Genomic DNA, 20,084 nt, shown 5'->3' with positions numbered 1-20,084 from the left:
TGAATTGGCAATAGCGATATGCAGACTGCGCAAAATGGCAGCAAGCTTGCTCGAAATGGAAAATAGATGGACGAATTGGACAAGCGGCTGGTGACGCTGCTCAGGCACCAGGGGCGGCGCAGCATCTCGGACCTCGCCGTCGATCTCGGCGTCTCGCGCGCCACCGTGCGTGCGCGCATGGAACGGCTGGAGAAGTCGGGCGACGTCCTGGGATATACGGTGATCCTGCGCGCCGACGCGGTCGACCAGCCGGTGCGCGGCATCATGCTGATCGAGATCGAGGGCCACGCCGCCGACCGCGTCATGCGGGCGCTTGGCGGCTTTTCCGAGGTCTCGACGATCCACACCACCAATGGGCGCTGGGACCTCGTGGTCGAGCTCGCGACCTCGACGCTGACCGATTTCGACGCCGTGCTGAGGCGGATCCGGCTCATCCAGGGGATCACTGGAAGCGAGACCAGCCTGCTGCTCGCCACGCCCCGCAGCACCAGGGCGAGGCTGTGACGCCGCCTGGCGGGCCGTCACGACGGCACCGCGCCGTGCCCGCGAAGGTCGTTTGGTGCTGTGCTGGGCAGGGAGGATGGTGGGCGATGACGGGCTCGAACCGCCGACATCTTCGGTGTAAACGAAATAGTTGCGCTTCCCGGTTGTTCCTGTCTTATCCACGTAGCGCTGAAATCATTGCAGAAATGTTAGTTTTGATGCCTTGCCTTTCCTGTATGTTCCCGCCATAGCTGTTGCTAATTTGTTGCTATTGGCGAGTTTGGAATGCCAATCACCAAGACGGACATAGATAAGTTAGAGCCGAATTCCATCCTCTGGGACACCGGCAGAGGTAGTGTGGCAGGGTTCGGTGCGCGGCGACAGCGCGTCCATCCCGTTTTCTTCGTGAAGTACACTGATGGCGGCCGCCAGCGGTGGTTCACCATCGGCAAGTACGGCGCGCCTTGGACCGTCGACCTCGCTCGCACTGAGGCGCTAAGGGTTCTCGGGCAAGTTGCCAGCGGTAACGATCCGGCCGGTCGCCGTGATCAGAAAAAGAACTCACCGACTCCGGAGACGGTCTCTGATTTGTGCGACCGGTACATGAAAGCTGCCGAGGCAGGGGCTATCCTCACTCGATTCAATCGGCCGAAGAAGGCTTCCACCTTGGAGATTGATAAGGGCAGGATCAGCCGCCACATCAAACCTCTCATTGGGGACAGTCTCGTCACCGAGATTGATCCGAAGTCAGTCAAACGGTTGATCGAAGACATCACGGTTGGCAAGACCGCCGCTATTGTCAAGACCAAGCTGCGCGGCCGAGCTCTCGTGACCGGTGGGGCAGCTACAGCTGCACGCGTCGCCGACCTTTTGTCTGGCATCATGACGTGGGCGGTCGAGGAAGAAATTATCGAGCGGAACCCCGTACATCGGGTAAGGCGGTTCCGCAGCGAACCGCGACAGCGCTTTCTCAATTCCAAGGAACTCGCAACCCTTGGTGCGGTTCTGACAAAGGGCTGCGATGCGAAGGCTAAGGCCTTTCATCCCTTCGCGATCAAGATAATACGCTTGCTTTGTCTCACCGGCTGTCGTGTCGGTGAAATTGCGGGATTACGGTGGTCAGAACTCGATGCAGACATGCAATGTCTCCGGCTCGACGACACCAAATCGGGCCGGAGCGTGCGACCAGTCGGCAAGGTTGCAGTAGACCAACTCCAAGCTCACCCGAGGCAAGCTGGCAGCCCATACGTGTTTACCGGTGCAACGGGCATCGGTCCCTATCAGGGTGTCGGCAAAGAGGCAGGTAGGATATTCGAGGCTGCCGAACTGCACGGAGTAACTCCGCACACTCTCCGACACACTTTCGCCTCGGTGGCATCTGGGCTCGGCTACTCAGACGGCACGATTGCGGGCCTGCTAGGTCACAAAGGCCGGGGCGTTACGTCGAGGTACGTCCACCGTCCTGATCAGGCGTTGCTTTCGGCCGCGGAGGCGATAAGCGCCGAGATTGCACGGCAGCTTTCAGGTCTAACTGCTCAATGCGAAGAGGTCGGTGGGCCAACCTAGGTTCAACGAAACAGGCAAAATAGGTCGAAGCTCTACTTGAAGCTTTAGCACACGATTCCCAAGTAAAGGGAAGCGCCGGGCCATGCGGTGGGCCCCGGGTCACGTTTCTACGTGTGCATGGCGACTTAGCTCGTCATAGAGACAGCGACTTTGTTCTATTTTCGCCGAGCAGCGGGAACAAGGTCAACGGCGGGGGCTAAACGCCTCGCCTCCGGATGCTCGAACGGCCGTCTCGTCCCAGTCCTTACTCAACAGAGTCGGGCTGAGGCGGGCGGCTTTTTGTATGCTCCCTTCCTCGACCCGGCTCCAATTCGGAGCCAAACATGGTCAAGCCACCCAAATCCATGGACTACGCGATTCTCAATCTGATTGAGATTCTCGAGCGGAAAGGCATGCTGAAACTCAGTGCGCAAAAGTACCGCTCATCAGTACAGCGTGCGGCACCCCGCTACAATCCAGATGAACTGCTGCGGCCAAAGCAGGCCGCTGCTTTTTTGAAAATACGTGAAAAGACACTGGCTCACTGGCGCCTTAGCGGAAACGGGCCGCTGTTTGTTCGGACTGGCGGTTACGTCTCGTACCGCTTTGCAGATTTGTTGGCGTTCGTCCAAGCAAACACTCGCACGAGTACCAGCGACAAAGGAGGCCATTCGCGATGACGCGATCCTCATGGCGCAGGCATCTGCCCGACTTCGATCCGATTTCCAAAATCAAACGACAGCAGCGTGAAACAGCCAACGCATTGCGAATGCTGGGTCTCGATCACCTGCCTATGCGGGAGTGCTCGGGGGTCGAACCCTGCCGAAATGGCCTTTGTGCACGATGTGCACGGCAACTTCGCAGCCATCTGTTAGGCTTTTTGGCTGACGAGTATCTTGACCAGCAGCATTGGCATTTCGTGACCATTCGTCCGGAGGGGTGGACCATGCCTGCTGGCGAATTCCGGCAGTTTGGTCTGCTTCGTGATCATCCTCTGGTCGAAAACCTTGTAAAGAGGTTCAGGCGGATGGTCATTCCCGGACTGATCATCTTCGGCTCGGTGGAAACAGTCTACAACACGGTTTCCAATCGTCCTGCGGGGAAGCCTTTCCACATTCACTTGATGGTTGCAGCTGCCAGTGCTGCGCAAATCAACGGGGCTGTCCAAGCGATAGTGCCGTTGAATGGGCAGGACGTGAAGCCGCTCGATATCCGGCGCGTCGGTAGCACACCAGAGGATTTCTACGAAGCGGCATCCTATGCCTTCAAGCAGCCTCTTCTGAAGAAATCGAGAGTTGCCCCCGCGTCATTTGGCGTGATGCAAAGCCTGAAAGCGGCCGAGCGTCGCGAGCTGATTCAGAACCTCGGGGTGCACGGCTGGACGCGACGGCTGATCCTCTCTGGCATCCGCTGCGACAGCGGCCGATTCAGGCTGACCGCGAATTTGTCGGCGACGACCAATCGCGGCGAAAATCCAAGTTCGCACCAATTGCTTTCTGGAGGTCTTCCCCAAGCCTCGCGGCACAATCAACTGCGAGGAAGGCGGGAATGACCATCAGCCTAAATAGGCAACACTAGGCCTACGTCGAGTCGCATTTCCCGAAAATCACAAACAATTCGCAACCCGTTTCAATTTTGCCGTGCACGGTGTGCACGGGCATGGAGGCACTTATGAGTTCAAAAAAGGCTGCCGACTTTCGCGTCACGAAAGAGCAAATCAGCGAAGATAATGTTCGTTACTTGCATGTATCATTTCCGACTAACGAAGGCGTTGGAGATGCCCGTGTTCCCCGGGGCGCGTTGACCGAAGTGGGGCGGGCGAAGACAGCTTTTGCAAACGCCGGGGCAATCCTACCGGATGACCCCGCAGAGGTGTTCAAGCGACTCCTTATGAGCCGCAGCCACAAGATCGAACGCATTACCGGAAATGGCGGATGGCACGACGATCAGTTTGTGACAGTAGCGGCCACCTATTCGCGGCAAAAGTCGAAAGTGCGGATACTCTTCGACCCTGATCACCGCGCGGCCACCGCTCCTCAACAAGCCGGAGACGTTGCATCCTTCATCGAAGGGGTGAAGCCATTTTTGGAGGCATCGGACTACCTCCTCTTCTCCTACATTCTGGGTTTAGCTGCCCCTCTCGGTGCTCGCATCGGTCGCGGACAAGGGTTTACCGCCTCGATTACCCAAGTGTCAGGCAGTGGTAAGACCCTCTGCATTCGGCTGGCCCATGCATTGGGCAATCATGCCGAGGAGGAAGACCTCCAGAATTTCGCGGATACGATGGGAGTTTTCCTAGATAATCTTCCAGCGTTCGGCGGCAGATGTCTGGGCTTTGGCGATATCAAGGCCAGCACGTCAATGAAGGAGGCTTTGACAAAACTGAAGGCCTTGGTGTTCAACGCGTCGGCGAAATCAACAAAGAAACGCTTGAACGAAAGGCCAAAGCCGAATCCGCAATTTCTTATTCCGTTCGTGTCAGCAGAGAGACCGCTGATCGAACTCTTTATGGAAGAAAAGATCGACTTCGATAAGGGCGACACCGCCCGAATTATCGAGTTGCATCCTCCAAAGGCGGAGGAGGGCGGCATTTTTGCGGGAAAGGCCAATTCCATAGACCTTGCCCTTGAACTTGAGCGTTTCTTGGCCTGCAATTATGGAACGGTTCTGCCACGCTGGGCCAAGGTGCTTTCCAAGCACCGTCCAACATCATGGACGAAATGGGTGGAAGAGAAAGAGGCAAGCTTTCTGGCTGATGTCGGGAATCTGTCTCCGCGTTACGCCCGCATCGTCAAACATTTTGCCTTCATGGCGGCAACCGGTGGTCTTCTCGTTCGCCTGAATGCGTTGCCCGTCTCGCAGGATCGTGTCACCGAAACCATGCGGCAGCTCTTCTGGAAGTATGTCGAGACTTTGGAACGCGATGATTCAGAGGCACGGCAACGCTGGCTGGATTTCTTCGATTTTCTCGACGATGAGACTGCTCTGCCATTACTTGCCGCTGGTAAGGCACCGTCGATCAAACCGAAAAATGGCTTTCGCCGGAAAGAAGGGGGTATGTCGGTGGTTTACCTCAAACGGCAGTCGATCATACCGTTGTTCGGATCGGCATCCGTGGTCGACAGCGTGGTGCTGCCTTTGCTTCTCCGACACGAGTGTTTGACGCGTACGCCGACGGGCGACCTGACTGTTCCGGTTAAACAGTCGGGCCTCGGTCGCAGCCGCTACTATCGACTGTCGGTCCCGAAGCTGTTGCAAGCCAAAGCGGAAATCGTGGGCTAGTCGCCACATCTGGCGAGGGGCGGCCTATGTCGCCCCTTGTTTCCGTTATGCAATTTGACGACTGCCTGCTTGACAAGAGGAAAAGATTCCTATATACTGAGGGCGTTCGGATGGCGATTTTGCCAAGCTGGGCATAGTTGGTAGGCGGCATGAGCATGAAGGCAATCGCAGGTTTCAAGCAGCAACCGCTGCCAAACGAGCGCTATCGGCGAAACCGATACCATCTGAATGTTCACCATAGGGCCCCCACACGGGGCCCTTCTCTTTTTCAGGGATGCCTCATGACCCAACTTACACTAGCACCACTGTCGCCCGCTGTTGCGCCTGCCTTGATCCTGCTCGGGCGTGACGACGCCGGAAAGGCCCATGCAAGTTGGTTCGACGGCGAGGACGCCGCCCCGGCCAAGGACGCCGCAAGGCTGATGGGCATGGCTGCACTGCCGGTGGAGGGCGACGAGCTACGCGACCTCGCCATCCGACTGCCCAAGGGCAAGCTGTTCACCAGTGGCCGAGCCTTCGTTCCCTTCGTGAAGGGCGAGACCTTTGAGCGGCTGCTCAACCACCTGCCTGAGCCGCTAAAGGCTCGACCGGTGATGATCTCGCGGCCCGCCAAGGCCAGCGAGAAGGGTACCGGCGATAGCGCCCCGTCCGACGCCGAGAAATCGATGCCAGAGCGGCCAGCAGCAACCCGACCGGAGGACTGGTCGAAGATCGCGGTCGGGTCGATGGTGCTTGCCCGCGAAGGCAAGGATGATGGTTATTTCGAGGCCCGCGTCGTCGAGGTGATCGGCGAGGGGGTCTTCCGGCTAAGCTGGCGCGACTGGCTGGACTATCCGCCCTTCACCCGCAAGGCAGAGCAGATCGCGCTGCTGCACCCCAAGGCATCGGCCTGATGGAGGCGGCGATGCGCCAGACTGGACGTGATGCAAACCCGGCTGCCGATGCGGCCGGGTCTTTTGTTCGGGCGGAAAGGGTTCGCGCGCTCAACGATGCCTTCCGCACAAGTTTCGTCGGCGGCACGGTGATGATGACGGCGGGAGTGGCCGCTCTGCCGGAGATCGAGCGCCGGGCGCTGTTGCGTTCGGTTCGGGCCTTCGCGGCATTCGACAGCGACAACGATCCATATGGTGAACATGACTTCGGCGCTATCGACCAGGACGGCGCGCGCTACTTCTGGAAGATCGACAGCTACAACTTAGACCTTTCTGCCGGATCACCTGACCCTACCGACCCGCGGCAGACGCGGCGAGTGCTCACCGTCATGCGCTCCGAGGAATACTGAGATGGCAGCAGGCGCAACAACGGACCGGCGTGGACTCCTGCAGGCGGCGTCGGCGCTGCCCCTGTGGCTCGCGATGCCGCTAGTTGCCTTGCGCAGGACGAGGGGCGAGGCGGCTATAGTGGAGCCCACTCCCCAAATTGGCTCACTGGCCTTGATGGACAACACGGAGCCGGTGTCTTCGGACCTGATGCAGGTTATGTGCGCGCACTGCGTGGCGCACTCGGAGCTTGGTCGGATCAGCAAGAGAACCGACGCTGTCGTGCTCGGTCACGCTCCGGCACAAGCTGACCTCGAGCGGCTAGACGAGGTCAGCCAGACCGAGAGGGACCTCTTCCTTCGACTGTGCCGATATCCCGCCAGTAATGATGCCGAGCGACAGGAGAAGGCCGTGTACTTGCTTGCCTTCTGCGATGGCGACGAATTCGAGCGCGAGCATGTCGAGGCTCTGCTGGTATCTATGGGAGCGGGCGTCAGCCAGCTAACGTATCCGGAGGCTCAGTCGTCGTGACCGTCCGGCTGTACCAGCTCGACGTGGCTCACCTTCAAGGCCTGCGCAATGTAGTAGAGCGTCTCGACCGTCGGGTTGCGCTTACCCGTCTCGATGCCGCTGATGTACTGCTGGGTCAGGTTGGCACGCTCCGCCACCTGCTCCTGCGATAGGCCGGACGCCTTGCGCAGGCGCGCAAAATTCCTTCCGACCAGTTTGCGCATGTTCATGCACAACCAATCGGGGATTCTGGCCGTTGAGTTTATCAACTATAGTATGTAAATGCAGATTAGCTGCACGGGAGGCTTTGGGTGATTAGAGAACGATCTTTCGAAGGTAAGGGCCTGCGGATTGGGCGTTACGTTCGTCCGGCATTCGGGTCGCGCAGCCCGGGCCGTATCGGCCACCAGAGCCGGATGAAATGGCTGGCGCTGGCCACGGCTTTGATTGGGCTATCCCTGTCGAGCGTTGCCACGGCGCAACCGCGCGATTGCGTTCCTTATGGTGAGGCACGCGTACAAATGACCGAACTACGGCAGCGCTTGTCGGCTGACAGCCCTTCCGGCGAACTCGACGACTGGATCAGCATTGCGGACCCATATCAGGCGCGCGCTGCCTTCCTCGCTTTCATGCCAGACAAACAAAACGCCTCTCCGTACAGCAGGGCAGAGTTCTATCAGCTTCAAGAGGTGCACCTCCTGAGGCTGGCAAGCGGCAATTATCGGCTCATTTATGCCGCCAACTCTCAAACATGCGGGTTTGCGAACAACTCGGATGTTCCAGCCGACATTGCCGAAAGAATGCTGCAAGGGGCAGCAGACGTCCAAGCTCAGCAGCAGGTTCAAAAGCCCACCCGACACCCGGACAGCGGCGAACTCGAAGCTTTGTATGCTCTAACGACCAGCGCAAACTCCAACATGCCCAACTATCCGAGCGACACTTGCGTTGCACTGGACTCACGGCAAGGTACTGAGCCACGCGAGCCTCTGGAAAAAGGCACTTTCAACGGTGAACCGGTCATCTATCTGTCGCACCGGTCTGTTTCGAACCCTGCAGCAGACTTGTTGTTTCACATCACGGGCCCCAGCAAGTACGACGACTTTGTCTGGGCCGACGGCATAATGCTGCGCGAGCGCGGCAGTCTCAGCGACGTTATTCTGATCGCCAACTACAATGCGTGTGGGTTTGACGGGCGAGTGTCATTCCCAACCGCGAAAGTCCAGGAATGGCTCGATACAAGGCCAGACAACCGCGTCACCTTCGAGCCGGGTGATCCTATGCCAATGACATCGCACCAAAGGCGTGAACTGCAGCAGTTTCTGGAAAATCCCAGCTTGCTCAACGGCAAACCGTAAGCCGGATTGTTGAACCGGCAACCTCAAAAATTATGACGGGCAAACGGCGACCGGATTTGGGCGGGCGCAGCGGGGAGAAAGCATGACTGATTGGTACTATGAAGACGAAGGCCAGCAGCGAGGCCCGATCCCTGAGAGCGATCTGGCATTGATGTTCGCCAACCGGCTGCTGCCGCTCGAAACACGGGTATGGACGGCGAACTTTGGCAATGAATGGCGGCTTGCCTCGCAAACGCCGCTGGCGAGCCTGTCAGGCAGCATGCCGCCGCCGCTGGCCGCTGGGGCTGCCGTCACAGCCCCGCAGCTGCCTATGGGCGCGCAGCAGGCTACTGCGGGCTATGCGCCGCCCTACGCCCCGCCCAGCGACCTATGGGCCTACCTGCTTGCCTTTTCGCCGCTGCTGTTCAGCGCGTTAGAAATCGTTTTCTACAACCCGTTCGCGCACGTGCCGGGCGACGTCATTCCTGTATTCGGCTTTTGGATCGGACTGCTGCTGGCGTGGGCCGACGCGCGAAATCTCAATCGCAGCAGGCGCAATCCGCAACTGCGGACCATGGTGCCGTTCGTGCTGCTGACACCTATCGGCTATTTCTGGCGGCGTTGGGCCATCACCAGAAACTCGCTGAAATACCTGTTCATTTGGATCGGCTGCTTAGTGTTTTACGCCGTGGTCCTTGCCGGACTGTCGGATCCGCAGATCTAGCCTCGGGCCAACAGAACCTCATGGGCGGCCCTGTCGTCCGGCGGTTTCATATGCGGGGGATCGTGGACGCAATCGGAATCATAGCCGGGCTGGTTATACTGGCCTCATCTATATGATTCCGACCATCGTTGAGTTTTGGCGCGGCCAACCGCTGGGTCATCCTGCTGCTCAACATCTTCTTAGGTGGAACCGGCATCGTCTGGTTGCATCGGACATTCGGCGCAACAATCCCCCAACGAACTCGCATTCCTCTAAAAGATTGGGATTGCATCGGCATCAGGCGGCCCTCCCTGTAGCAGGTCAGGGGTGCTGCCACCACGGTTCTTCCTCAATATCGGCCCATCTGGTGGCCTCCGTCATTAAAGGATCGTCTTGTGGAACGCTGCCACCGGGCGGGAGCAGGAAGCCAAGGAGCCAGCCAAAGGTCGGGTCAGCGTGCAGATGAGCTGGCGAGAAGTGTGCTGGCGGGTAGGCGACCTGCGCGCTGTCGCCGATCAATCCAACGGCTTGTAGGCAAGCTACAACGAAGCCCGAACAGAAGTAGCTGCGTGCCGCCAGATCGGCAGAGGTTGCGACCTGTCCATAGTTGTCGCGAACCCGCTCCAGGGCGTTGTCAAAAAACTCGCAACTTTCATCCGTGAAACTGACCAGTGCATGTCGATGGAAAGGCTTACCTTCGGCGATGACGGATGTAACGAAACTGGCCAGAGCTGCCGGGCGGTCGCCTTTGAAACCAAGTTGCGAGCGTAACACGCCGACACACTCGCTTTCTTCAATGGCATCGGCGAGAGCATTCTGGACTACGCCGTGCGGCGATACGGATTCCGCGACAATTCCGTCGCCAACGTAGATTGCGGCGTGCGTGTACGGACTGCCGGTACCCGCCGAAATCCGGCGAGCAAGGCTATCGGGCTCGCTCCACCGAAATAGGAGAATGTCCCCTGGACGCAGGTCTTCGGGCTGCAAAATGAGTGAAGTGTCGATATCGGTCACTCGCCCCCTCCTTCGTCAACTTCTCGCTGCGTTACTCGGACGAACTCAGGAGGCACTATTCACCCTCGAATAGATCCGGTTGGTCATCCGCTAGAGGAATGAATGCACCCAAAATAGCGTCGAGGGCACGATCACCCAGCGGTTCAGCCAAGGGCTCATCGTTGAACTTGAGTACGCGGAGAACCTTCGCATTGCGCGGGTTCTCGTGCGTACCCTGGAATGCCCACTGTACCTTGATGGTGTCGATGATGTGGGGGTTCAGCCTCTCCTGCCGAACCAGTAGCCAAAAGTGCTCGTCGTCAATTCGAAAGAATCGGTCGCGGCCCTTTGAGTCGCGACCTTTCCACTGCCTCCATTTGTCATCACGGTTCCAGTTTGGAGAGGTCACTTTCAGAATGGTCAGTCCGGCAATCCAAGGTTCCGGGTCATCTTCCTTTGGAGGGATCGAAACTTGTAGTGCGATGAAGTCTGCGCGCTGAACCGGAAAAATCGGCGCCTCGCTAAAGCCGACGCCCTTGAGGCCGGGTGTATGTTCGCACGCTTGGTAGAATTGGTTTCTTGCATCGTAGGCGTCTCTGTAGCGTTCGACAGTAATGCCGCTCGACTGGAGTTGGTCTGTGCGCGCCTGCAAGAAATCGGCTGCCAACTCAACCAGCATTTCCGCCGCTGCCGCACAAAGAGCCTCCTCGTCCACTTCTTGAGTTTCTTCCGAGAGCAGGTCGATTGCCGCATCGCGGATCGTCTCTCCAAGGTGCTCAGACCAATGCGCGGGCTCATGCTGGGTGATGCCCTTCACGAACGCTTTGCCAATGTCGCTCTCGACAAATGCCCAAAAGGCGACCGCGCCAGCCATCACCATAACGCCTAACCGGGTCTTGAACGACCCTTCCGCGGGAGGAATGACGACGACCTGAAAGACCAGTGTGCCACCGGCGAGTTCATGGCCGAGGGCGCGAATGAGCGCCGCGGTCTGTTTGGCCGTTTCCACAAAGGTGTTGAGTGGCAGAACATGCTCTGGCACGTCAAAGTGGATCGGAAAGACCGAGGTTCTTTCACCGAGTTCAGCTATCAATGGTGCGCCCCCCAAGACGACCAAGCAGAATACTGATCTAAGAAGCCATCGCTGAATTGTTTTGGCAACACCGCTAACGGCTTTAGCGGCCCAATATCTCGCTGCGTCGTTCGCAGCAGACCAGCTCACAAATCTCAACGGCGGCCTTTGGGCGGGCCACGATTGACCGAAGTGACCGGAACGAGGTTGAAACCGGCGGATATCAGATTCGCAGCCTGCCTCGAATAGGATAACTTTCTTGCGCTACTGGCCGCTCAATCGCATGGCGAGCCGTAGAGCAAGGCTCGAACGGGGCAATAGGCAATGTCACAACTACTTGCCATTCAGAACACGATAAACTTGCATGCGCGAACAGCCGACCTCTTTGGCGATAGCTGTCGCTCGTGTGCCTTTGGCGTGCAGGTCCAAGATGGCCGCTCGGTCAATACGCGGCTTGGCTCCGCGATAAATGCCGTTGGCCTTGGCCTTCTCGATGCCCTCGCGCTGACGCTCCTTGATGAAGCGCCGTTCCATCTGCGCGACCATACCCAGCACAGTCAGGACGAGGTGTCCCATTTCCCCTCGAGTCGAGACATGCGGATCGAGCACGGTGACAACCGCGCCCTTCTGCTCGCATTCGTGCACGAGATTCAGTACATCGCGGGTTGATCGACCGAGGCGGTCGAGGCGCGTCACCATTAGCTCGTCGCCGGGGCGCAGGAAATCCAGCACCGTGGCCAGTTCGCTGCGCCCTTCGCGACTGGCGCCGGATACTTTCTCTGACCGAACGACCTCGCAGCCTTCGGTCCTCAGCTTAAAGATTTGGGTTTCAAGGTCTTGGTCAGTCGTGCTGACGCGGGCGTAACCAATGCGAGCCATCGTAACCTCAAGGTCAAAACACCACGCTACCTTGTCACAAATAGTCGATGTCAACCCAGATGTTACGTAGTGGCCGCCAACGATTGTTACGTCACGCGAGGGTATACCCTTTGGTGACACCAACCAAAAAGCTAATGCCGAGCCGTAAACTTGATTCGAGCAGAAATAGATCAGGCTTTGATCTTCCGGTCGCGCGTCGTCTTCGCTTGTTTGGTTCCGCGTGTGGCCGATGTGCCCTTCCGCTTGGGCACAGGCGGAGGGCGAGAGAGGTCGAGGACTACGACGTCTATCCGGCTTTGCAGCAACGGAGGCATGGTCGAGATAATCTGATCTTTCAGATCGGCAGCTGTATGAACCGACCGATTGGAAAGACCCGCGACCTTCTCTCCATTGCCGTACCAAAGTGCGAGATAGACCCCTTGTCCAGCCGCGTCGGGATGGGTTGCGTAGCGCTGGTCCAACTGTGCCGAGGCAGCCGCATACAGTTCTTTATGCCACTGCCCCTTCACTTCGATTACGAGTAGGCAGTTAGCACGTTCGATGGTTGCTGATGCTGTGATATCGCACCGGTTGCCGCCGGACATATGGTGCTCGATGATTACATGAAGGCCTAAGGCGGTCATTCGGCCTTGCAGGCGGTCGACGATGCGGTTTCGCGCTGTGTTCTCGTTGACCCGCTTACCGCCAGAATAAAACGCGGCTAACGGATCGGTTTCCGAATTGTCGAGCCATTTCTGCATTTCGCCCAATTCCTCGACCATCAGGGCGCGCAAATCCTCAACTGATGCCACCTGATTCTGGTCAAGCATTTCCTTGATCTCAGACGGATGTGGGGCGCGGAAATTCTGAAGCGCCATCTGACGGCTGGCCTCGGCGCGCAATGTCAACGCGACGTCGCGGAATTCCGAAAATCTTGCATCCGAAATCATCAAATCCAGTACTGGGACGCGTCGCTCTGGTGTGTCTTCGGCGATCTTCCAGATGCAGTCGCGCAGGAAACGATAGGCCGTTTCCTCTTCTGGGTCATCCGAGCCCCAACTGTTGGGTAGCGGTACCTTCGGCCACACATCGACGTAGGTATCCATGATCTGGAATACCTTTTCTGCCGTCATTTGGGGGTGGTCATCGTCCTCATACGAGGAAAAATGCCCAATCCGATGCTCTAGAGCGAAGATTGTGTTTGGATCGGTCCTTAACTCGCTCCAAGCCACCTTGCTGCCCGGTGCTTCATAGAAGAAGGCATTGAGCTGCCAGAATTTTCTGCGCGCTCTTGTTCGTCTGTCGGCGTCAGTGTCGTTGCCGCTATCGGTTGTCCGATCAGCAAGACGCCGGTCAATGAGCGCGAGGAATTCTTCTCGGTTCCCGTGTTTTGCGGCCATGCTTAGCAGCGACCGAGCGGCTTCAAGAGGCATTTGTGGAAAGCGCTCAAGCCATTCGAGTGGTAGTGTTGCCCTCAAATGCTGGAACACAGATTTCTGATTGAGCCAATACACACTGACCGGAACGTCCTCGGTCGCAGCCAATTGTTGTTCCAAATAGCTCCTAGCAAACGACTCCGCGGAACAGGGCTGTTTGAATAGTGCGGCGTCGAGTGCAGCTTCGAAAGCTTCGTCTTCCCCGTTGGCAAAGGTGGGGTACGACGATGCCTCTGTCTTGGCCGCTGCCAAGATTCGCGGGTCTACAGGCTCGAGACTTTCACCAGCTCTAAAGCGTACGATGCAGGCTGCTAGAAGTACTTCCGCAATGTCAGGTCGTTCGCGGCGCCCCAACGCTTCGACAGATGGAACATAGGGGTCGAGCATAGCGAAGCAGTTCCGCAAAGCCCTTAGCGGAGTCTGGGCGTCGTCGACCAGATCGCCGAGTTCTTCGGGTTCCAGAAGATAGCTATGGGCAAATCGCCTCACCCACCACCAGTGTCGCCCAGCCTCAATCTCCGTGATGTTCGCACGCAAGTGAGCACGATTCCGTTCTTTCGTAGCGGCCTCGCGCTGCGTAAACTTCCCGCTATTACGAATACGGCCAATTTTTCGCGCCTTGATTCCATCGCGCCGTAGTTTCTCCTTTCGAGACCATGCGGCTAGAAAACCGGGTGACGCTCTGCTCTGGCTTCTCTGGAGCGCACGCGTAGAATTAGGGCCCTTCGCTCCGCTGTACGTATTGTGACCAAATAGGAGCGCTGCCCACACGTCGATCAGTCCATGATCGAAGGCGTATTGGCTTAGGGCTGACGGGTCACCGTCGAGCATTTGCAGTCCCGAATGACCATGGCTGGAGTAAAGCCGATTCACCGCATGTGAGGCGCTCTTGCCAGTGGCTCCGTCTACGGCCAACTGTTGCATCGACCGCCGCAGTTCGTGATCCTGCCTGAGGTGTCTAACCGCTGCACTTCGCTCGCCGTTCACGCTTGTCTCAAAATGCAGCGATTTGATCCACGACCAAACACGTATGGGCTCATGTTCATTGGGAGAAAGGTCAAAGTATCGGTCGAGCAGTTTTCCAATAATTTTGCTCGCTCCGTTGCGGCATGTGCATTGATGTTCGTGCTTCGCAGAGCACGTGCAATCAAGTCCGACCGCGAGATAGTCCAGATGGGTCATTACGTCGGTTAAGCCAATCGACCGAACGAGGCGTTCGATAAAGTAGCGGGACACCCCATCCTGATGTCGCTTGTTTTGGGCCGAGTAAAGATCACTCAACTTGGCGAGCAACGCATTAACCCGAGGTGCGCCAACAGCTGATACGCCGCGCTTCGTTATCGCTCTAGAGGCTATTTCGAGCGCCTCGGCAGAGCCTTCGATGATCAGATCGTCGAAATCTTTCGCAGGGTCGTATCCGGAAGTGCTGAGCAATACTTCTAGCGACAGCTTACGTGTGTCACTAGATGCTGCTGGATTCCTCATTAGGGCAGTGAGTTCGGGAACAAGGTGCGAGGCGGCCTCAGCGCCGACCAGTAGTTCAAGAACGAGATTGCGCAATGCGCCTGCTTTTTCCAGGACATCACGAACACAATCCAACAAGTCCAAGCTGAAGAACTGCCCGACGTTAAAACGTCGCCAGACATCGCTGCGTCGAAACAGCGGGTCGCTTTCAGCAAGTTGGTCCAATTTTTGCAGGAGCGTGCGCTTCGCCGCAGCAGTCAGTTGGCTGGGGTCGCCATTGGCTAGAACGGCATATGGGTCAAGCCCTATTGCTGCAAACTGTAGCGGTTCGCGGCCGAGAGCGGCCACCCAGCCGAGCATGCCACGGAGTTCGTCGCGCGTGACGCGGTGCGGCGCGATGATCGCCGATACGCGCTCTAGCGAAAGTCGATCCGTCGAATCTTGGATGCGCTTTACGAGATACTCGGCAGCACAGTATTCGGCTACGATTCGATGGATGGGCTCGTGCTTGTTGGTGTCATCTGAAGGTCTTAGCAATCGTGTGTCGATCAAGAACGTCGACTGGGCAGCGCTCCGGCACAAGTCATTGATGTAGGGAAAGTCGCGGTCGCCCAACTGCTCAACAGTCGCGATGCCAGTGGCGCCGGAGAGCATGAGTTTTGCGAAAATTTCGCCGCCAAGGGCTACGATCTCGCTCGTTGGCGGCCTTGCCTTTTGCCGCCCCAATTCCGCATTTGCTTCATGAGCAAGTCGTTTTACAGCGTCAGCAAATATCTTGGCCTTCGATGTGAAGATGCGCCCGCTTTCTAAATAGGCTGCTCCTAACAGTTGCAGAAACTGGGGATTGCCTAACAGAGGACCAAGTTCGAACCGCCGAACTTGGTCGGCAAAAGCTGCAAAATCCTCATCAGGGAACTCAGCACAAAAGAGTTGGCGCTGTTCGTCTTCCGTAAATGGTTCGAGGTAGACCACGATTGGCGTGACACCAAAACACTGCTCCACATATGTCGTGCGCCCTTGATCCCATTCGCTGGACCGCCCCGCGAAAATGACTGTGGCAGCAGAAACGTCGCTTGCCTTTGCGATGATCTGGTCAGTGGCAATACTGTCGATCCTCGCAACCTCGTCCATAGCATCAATGACGAGCGCACCAGCACCCCAAGCATATTGCGTATTGCGAAAAATGCTCGCCTTGACCCGGGTTGTTTGGAGAAGGCTGGCTAGTGCTTTGAGTAGTTCTGTCTTACCAGCGCCGGGCTCGGCTAGGACAACAAGGACCCTTCCTTCCTGAAGCAACTGCTCTTCAGTAAAGGTCTTTTCACCAACGATGAGGGTCCTCGGTATGTAGACGGTCGTTGCTCCTCAGTTCTGTTTTCAGCGAAGAATCATCTATCCGCCAGTGTCGCAGGATGCGTATGATCGCGAAAGTGCAGCGCATGATTGAGGGCAAAGTTGGGGCGACATCGCCCTGAACGCGGGGCGCCGAATGGACAATCGCAGGCGCTCGGGCCGATTTATGAAGAGATAGTCTTCGCCCCTTTGCCGTGTGTTGTAGTCGTTAGATTTGAGGTGTCCCTTGCAAAATGCCGACTGCGACCATGAGAGTCTTGAATGCTTATAGATATTTTTGCCCGCCGCTACGAACAGACCTCGCTTTGGACAACCTTCGAGCAACGCGATAGTCGGCTCCTTATTCAAGCCTTCCGCATCCTCGCGGAAGACATCTATCCATTATATCGCGAAGGCGACGAAGACTCCCTCAGCGTCGCTTTCTGGAGCGAAATACATAATAATCTTTCGCGCGAATTGGGCGTGCGGGAGCTCTCAGCGTTGTGGCTGGGGACATATAAGTGGCCGATTGTGAAGGTCTGCGAAAACTGGCTAACAGCACCGGTTCAAGGAGCGCCCGACACCCACATCAAAGAGCGCCTCAGTTTGATAGAGTTGGGGTTCAGGGGACGAGAGAAGGAAATAGGCGCCATGAATGCGGCTCCCATTTCTGATTTTGAAAAGCTCAGTGCAAGTCTGTCGCTTTTGGGATCGCGGTCGCCCGGTGACCCAGACGAGGGGGCACGAAAATTGCGACAAACTATGACGGCTGCCTATCAAGCGTCAGTAGAGGAGCTAAACACCCGTTTCCGTCAGGCTAGATATCCGCTTAACTACCACAATGGGTTCATACAGATTTCGTCTGATGATCTTGTTCAGAAGGAAGTGGAGACGCCGTTCTGGTCGATGGTTGCAGGTACTGTTTGGAAGAACGTGGATCTAGATATGAAGGAAGCGCTAGACCTTCGAGACACGGACGGACGCGACCCAGCCTTCTACGCGGCTCGCGCGCTCGAAAGCACGATCAAGATTATCTCCGACCAGAAGGCGTGGACCCATGGCGGGGAAAGGGGCGCTCACAACTACATCGACAACCTTGCCGCTCAAGCCCATGCCTATATTACCCCGTGGGAGAGCACGTCGTTGAAGTTGTTCTTCACGCACGTCCGCAACCCGTTCGGACATGGTGCCGGAACTTCTGAAATGCCGTCGCTGTCCCGGCCCCAGATTGAATGGGCCATCGAGTTCAGCATGAGTTGGATCAAAAATCTCATTCGGAGGCTCTGACGGATGGGCGGCCTTTTGTCGTGGCTTTTTGGTAGCAATAGATCGGTCGCAAAGACGAGTCAGTTCGAGGACAAACCCGTGTCCAAGCAACGGCACCCGCATATAGTTTGGCGAGATGGATCTTTTCCTATGGATGCGGTCGGCGAGCGCAACTATCAGGACACTCTGGCCGGACTCTGCCGGGGCCATAGCCGCTATGGACATTCTGCGCGCTTCGAGGCGGAGATAGCGCGAGAACCGCAAAACCCTCATGATGAAAACGCTGTCGTGGTGTCCATAAAGGGGCAGAAGGTGGCATATCTGCCGCGGGAGCAAGCCGCACGAGTGTCGGCCGGAATGCAGCACGCTGGCCTGAGCGTCGCTCGCTGTGCGGCGGAGATCGTAGGCGGATGGCGAACCAACCAACATGACGAAGGCAGCTTCGGGGTCCGACTGGCGATTCCGACGAGGGGGGCAATCGACTTCGGAAATGGAATGGTCCAACCGCAGGACGAGGGCGATATCAGCCACCGTTCCGAAAAGCGGCGATCCTCCAGCCGACCAGCGGCAGCTGATGGCGGCCCATTTGCCGGACATCGGATTGCAATCATGGGTGCGCCGACTGATGGGCCCGAAGCCCACCAGCTTGCACAGGCGGGGGCAACGGTCACAGCGGGTGTTGGCAAGACGACGACTATCCTTGTCGTGATTGGGGAGGAGCCTTTTGATTTTGGTATTCGCCGCAGTCGAAGCTATCAGAAGGCAGAAGAACTAATTGCCTGCGGCAGTCCAATCCGCATCATGCCTTGGTCGGCGGTGAGGCGCATGATCCAATCGCCTGAGTAGGGGGCAGGCGATGGTTGATCTAAGCGACATCCCGAGCGCCATGAACGAACAGGTTGCCATGATGGAGGGTATCCTGATCGCGTCAGCAACCGGCGGCTCGCCGGACAACCACGTTTACGAGCATCTGCGCCGTGAGTTCATGGCAGACCCGACTATCCAGAACCTGCTTCCAGACTTCGTGCGGACCTATCGCAACCTCAATGCATTCTGGCCTTTCATTAAGAACGAGGCGGGCACATATGCGGAGCGACGGCAGATTATCTCCGGAGCGTTCACGCGGCTACTGGACCATCTTGAAAGTCGCAACTCTGCTCCCAGTGATCAGTCCGCATCCGATGCGCTGGTGTCGTTCGACGAGCAAGGTGTTCATTCGGTCTGGACAAAAGCTATCGCCCGCAGAAACACGGATCCTGAGGGGGCGATTACTATCGCTCGAACGCTCCTCGAAACTGTGACTAAGCGCATTCTGGATGAGATGGGTGAGACCTACTCGGATAAAGACGATTTGCCGAAGCTCTATAACAGCGCTGCGAAAGTCTTGAACCTCGCGCCAAGCCAGCACACGGAGGAGGCGATCAAGGCAATCCTCGGGGGAGCGATGACTCTTGTGAACGGCATCGGGACGCTGCGCAATCGTCTATCAGACGCCCACGGGCAAGGTGGGAAGCGGCCCGTGAGACCGTCGCCGCGCCATGCCAGCCTTGCGGTCAATACAGCCGGAGCCATTGCCACCTTCCTTGTCGAAACCTTCAAAGAGCGGGAGGGGCGTTGACCCTCGGTCTAGCGTCGATGGAAGCGCCAGCCCCGGGGCATCACGGGGGTATAGGCTACGTCGTCGGGGGTCATGCCCTTTTTCAACCGCGCATAGAATAATGCCTCGCTGATCCCTCGCTTCTGCGCAACAGGCCACGCAAGCTGTCCGTTCGTGAGGAATGTGGTCAGCTTGAGCGAAGGGCGCTGCGGTGGAGATTTGCGTATCGGCGGAGGGGGCCGGTTCGATGTAGCGTTCCCGAAATGCTGAAGTATCGGATCGACATCTATTTGATCAGCAGACAAGTCGATGTCGTGGATCTTGCACCCGTTTTCCCATGTCAAGAATGCTGATGCGAACGCACTCTTCGGCAGGTCGCCGATGTGCGCCGCCTCGATCCTTGGCATTATCGTATGGCCTCGCTTGCCGGGCTGGTCCCAAAGCTCAACAAGGGCGTCGGCTGATATGAAGTTGTCTGCGACGGCCGCACGGGCGATGCCGATCCATACGGCCACACCCCAGTCCCGTCGATGCGGGACGAAATGATGCCAACTGCTCATCGGGTGGGTTTCCGAATAACGCCGGGCGTCGAAGTTGGCGAAGTCGAAAAGGCTGACGCCGCCCAGCAATCTGACAAGGGGGTAATGTTCCGGTCGTTGCGCCTTCCATCGCTCCAAGTTGGACAAGCCCGGTTCGACGCGTAGTCCACCGGACGCGATGATCGAAAGAAACCGCCGAGGATGCGTGGTGTGCCAAAGCCCACCATGCAGGCGATCATGCAGCGCGCCCATACCACCCATTATCGTCCCCATTAGTTCGGGCAGAAGTCCTCGAATAGCGCAGCGACGTCAGGCGCGTCCAGCAGGCGTGCGATGCGCGCCGATGTACTCGCATCCTAGCGAGTATGCTCGAATCGATTTCTACTTGGCTGGAAAACTGAGAATTCGGCACGA

The 20,084-nt window shown here is 57.4% G+C and carries 19 protein-coding genes; 13 read left to right on the top strand and 6 right to left on the bottom strand.

The window, feature by feature from the left end; all coding sequences use genetic code 11:
• Window positions 1–66 precede the first annotated feature (66 nt).
• The 8 genes from PV773_RS13285 to PV773_RS13250 all read left to right on the top strand — a co-directional run bounded on the left by PV773_RS13285 (window position 67) and on the right by PV773_RS13250 (window position 7,100).
• Entirely contained in the window at window positions 67–504 is a 438-nt protein-coding gene (locus PV773_RS13285; RefSeq protein WP_340037625.1) for an Lrp/AsnC family transcriptional regulator, read from the top strand.
• 264 nt (window positions 505–768) lie between these two features.
• Window positions 769–2,049: a site-specific integrase gene (locus PV773_RS13280; RefSeq protein WP_347966796.1), complete on the top strand. Its 1,281-nt coding sequence runs from the start codon at window positions 769–771 to the stop codon at window positions 2,047–2,049.
• A 323-nt stretch (window positions 2,050–2,372) separates the two neighbouring features.
• Window positions 2,373–2,708 (top strand): hypothetical protein, encoded by a 336-nt coding sequence (locus PV773_RS13275; protein ID WP_347966795.1) that lies wholly within the window; start codon window positions 2,373–2,375, stop codon window positions 2,706–2,708.
• Window positions 2,705–3,580, top strand: a complete 876-nt coding sequence (locus tag PV773_RS13270; RefSeq protein WP_347966794.1) for a hypothetical protein — start codon at window positions 2,705–2,707, stop codon at window positions 3,578–3,580. The genes PV773_RS13275 and PV773_RS13270 overlap by 4 nt, the downstream gene beginning before the upstream one ends.
• A gap of 119 nt (window positions 3,581–3,699) precedes the next feature.
• A complete protein-coding gene (locus PV773_RS13265; protein WP_347966793.1) occupies window positions 3,700–5,310 on the top strand; it encodes a DUF927 domain-containing protein in 1,611 nt (536 codons plus the stop codon).
• Window positions 5,311–5,591: 281 nt separating this feature from the next.
• A complete protein-coding gene (locus tag PV773_RS13260) occupies window positions 5,592–6,203 on the top strand; it encodes a hypothetical protein (protein WP_347966792.1) in 612 nt (203 codons plus the stop codon).
• 11 nt (window positions 6,204–6,214) lie between these two features.
• Window positions 6,215–6,592 (top strand): DUF3768 domain-containing protein, encoded by a 378-nt coding sequence (locus PV773_RS13255; RefSeq protein WP_347966791.1) that lies wholly within the window; start codon window positions 6,215–6,217, stop codon window positions 6,590–6,592.
• 1 nt (window position 6,593) lies between these two features.
• Window positions 6,594–7,100 carry a hypothetical protein gene (locus tag PV773_RS13250; RefSeq protein WP_347966790.1) on the top strand — a complete coding sequence of 169 codons (507 nt, stop codon included), beginning with the start codon at window positions 6,594–6,596 and terminating at the stop codon, window positions 7,098–7,100.
• Here the strand turns inward: PV773_RS13250 and PV773_RS13245 are convergent.
• Window positions 7,088–7,309 carry a helix-turn-helix transcriptional regulator gene (locus tag PV773_RS13245; RefSeq protein ID WP_347966789.1) on the bottom strand — a complete coding sequence of 74 codons (222 nt, stop codon included), beginning with the start codon at window positions 7,307–7,309 and terminating at the stop codon, window positions 7,088–7,090. The genes PV773_RS13250 and PV773_RS13245 overlap by 13 nt on opposite strands.
• 81 nt (window positions 7,310–7,390) lie before the next feature.
• Here PV773_RS13245 and PV773_RS13240 point away from each other — a divergent pair, with 81 nt between their 5' ends.
• Both PV773_RS13240 and PV773_RS13235 read left to right on the top strand, forming a co-directional pair.
• Window positions 7,391–8,434: a hypothetical protein gene (locus tag PV773_RS13240; protein ID WP_347966788.1), complete on the top strand. Its 1,044-nt coding sequence runs from the start codon at window positions 7,391–7,393 to the stop codon at window positions 8,432–8,434.
• A gap of 82 nt (window positions 8,435–8,516) precedes the next feature.
• Window positions 8,517–9,137 (top strand): DUF4339 domain-containing protein, encoded by a 621-nt coding sequence (locus tag PV773_RS13235; RefSeq protein WP_347966787.1) that lies wholly within the window; start codon window positions 8,517–8,519, stop codon window positions 9,135–9,137.
• Window positions 9,138–9,437: 300 nt separating this feature from the next.
• On the opposite strand, the gene PV773_RS13230 is transcribed toward PV773_RS13235, so the two are convergent.
• The 4 genes from PV773_RS13230 to PV773_RS13215 all read right to left on the bottom strand — a co-directional run bounded on the left by PV773_RS13230 (window position 9,438) and on the right by PV773_RS13215 (window position 16,235).
• Entirely contained in the window at window positions 9,438–10,130 is a 693-nt protein-coding gene (locus tag PV773_RS13230) for a hypothetical protein (protein ID WP_347966786.1), read from the bottom strand.
• Window positions 10,131–10,185: 55 nt separating this feature from the next.
• Window positions 10,186–11,202, bottom strand: coding sequence for a hypothetical protein (locus PV773_RS13225; RefSeq protein WP_347966785.1), 1,017 nt, complete (start codon window positions 11,200–11,202; stop codon window positions 10,186–10,188).
• Between the two features lie 312 nt (window positions 11,203–11,514).
• Entirely contained in the window at window positions 11,515–12,060 is a 546-nt protein-coding gene (locus PV773_RS13220; RefSeq protein ID WP_347966784.1) for a recombinase family protein, read from the bottom strand.
• A 170-nt stretch (window positions 12,061–12,230) separates the two neighbouring features.
• Window positions 12,231–16,235 (bottom strand): hypothetical protein, encoded by a 4,005-nt coding sequence (locus tag PV773_RS13215; RefSeq protein WP_347966783.1) that lies wholly within the window; start codon window positions 16,233–16,235, stop codon window positions 12,231–12,233.
• 315 nt (window positions 16,236–16,550) lie between these two features.
• Here PV773_RS13215 and PV773_RS13210 point away from each other — a divergent pair, with 315 nt between their 5' ends.
• From PV773_RS13210 to PV773_RS13200, 3 genes are all read left to right on the top strand, one after another.
• Window positions 16,551–17,555: a hypothetical protein gene (locus PV773_RS13210; RefSeq protein ID WP_347966782.1), complete on the top strand. Its 1,005-nt coding sequence runs from the start codon at window positions 16,551–16,553 to the stop codon at window positions 17,553–17,555.
• A gap of 129 nt (window positions 17,556–17,684) precedes the next feature.
• Window positions 17,685–18,380 carry an HIRAN domain-containing protein gene (locus PV773_RS13205; protein WP_347966781.1) on the top strand — a complete coding sequence of 232 codons (696 nt, stop codon included), beginning with the start codon at window positions 17,685–17,687 and terminating at the stop codon, window positions 18,378–18,380.
• A 10-nt stretch (window positions 18,381–18,390) separates the two neighbouring features.
• On the top strand, window positions 18,391–19,152 hold the full coding sequence (locus PV773_RS13200; RefSeq protein ID WP_347966780.1) for an abortive infection family protein: 762 nt from the start codon (window positions 18,391–18,393) through the stop codon (window positions 19,150–19,152).
• An 8-nt stretch (window positions 19,153–19,160) separates the two neighbouring features.
• Here the strand turns inward: PV773_RS13200 and PV773_RS13195 are convergent, their stop codons facing one another.
• Window positions 19,161–19,931 carry a hypothetical protein gene (locus PV773_RS13195; protein ID WP_347966779.1) on the bottom strand — a complete coding sequence of 257 codons (771 nt, stop codon included), beginning with the start codon at window positions 19,929–19,931 and terminating at the stop codon, window positions 19,161–19,163.
• Between the last annotated feature and the right edge of the window lie 153 nt (window positions 19,932–20,084).

The sequence above is a fragment of the Mesorhizobium sp. CC13 genome, assembly GCF_039907765.1.
GTDB lineage: Bacteria > Pseudomonadota > Alphaproteobacteria > Rhizobiales > Rhizobiaceae > Aminobacter.
The sequence above is the reverse complement of the archived record's forward strand: the minus strand, read 5'-3'. Positions and strand labels throughout refer to the sequence as shown.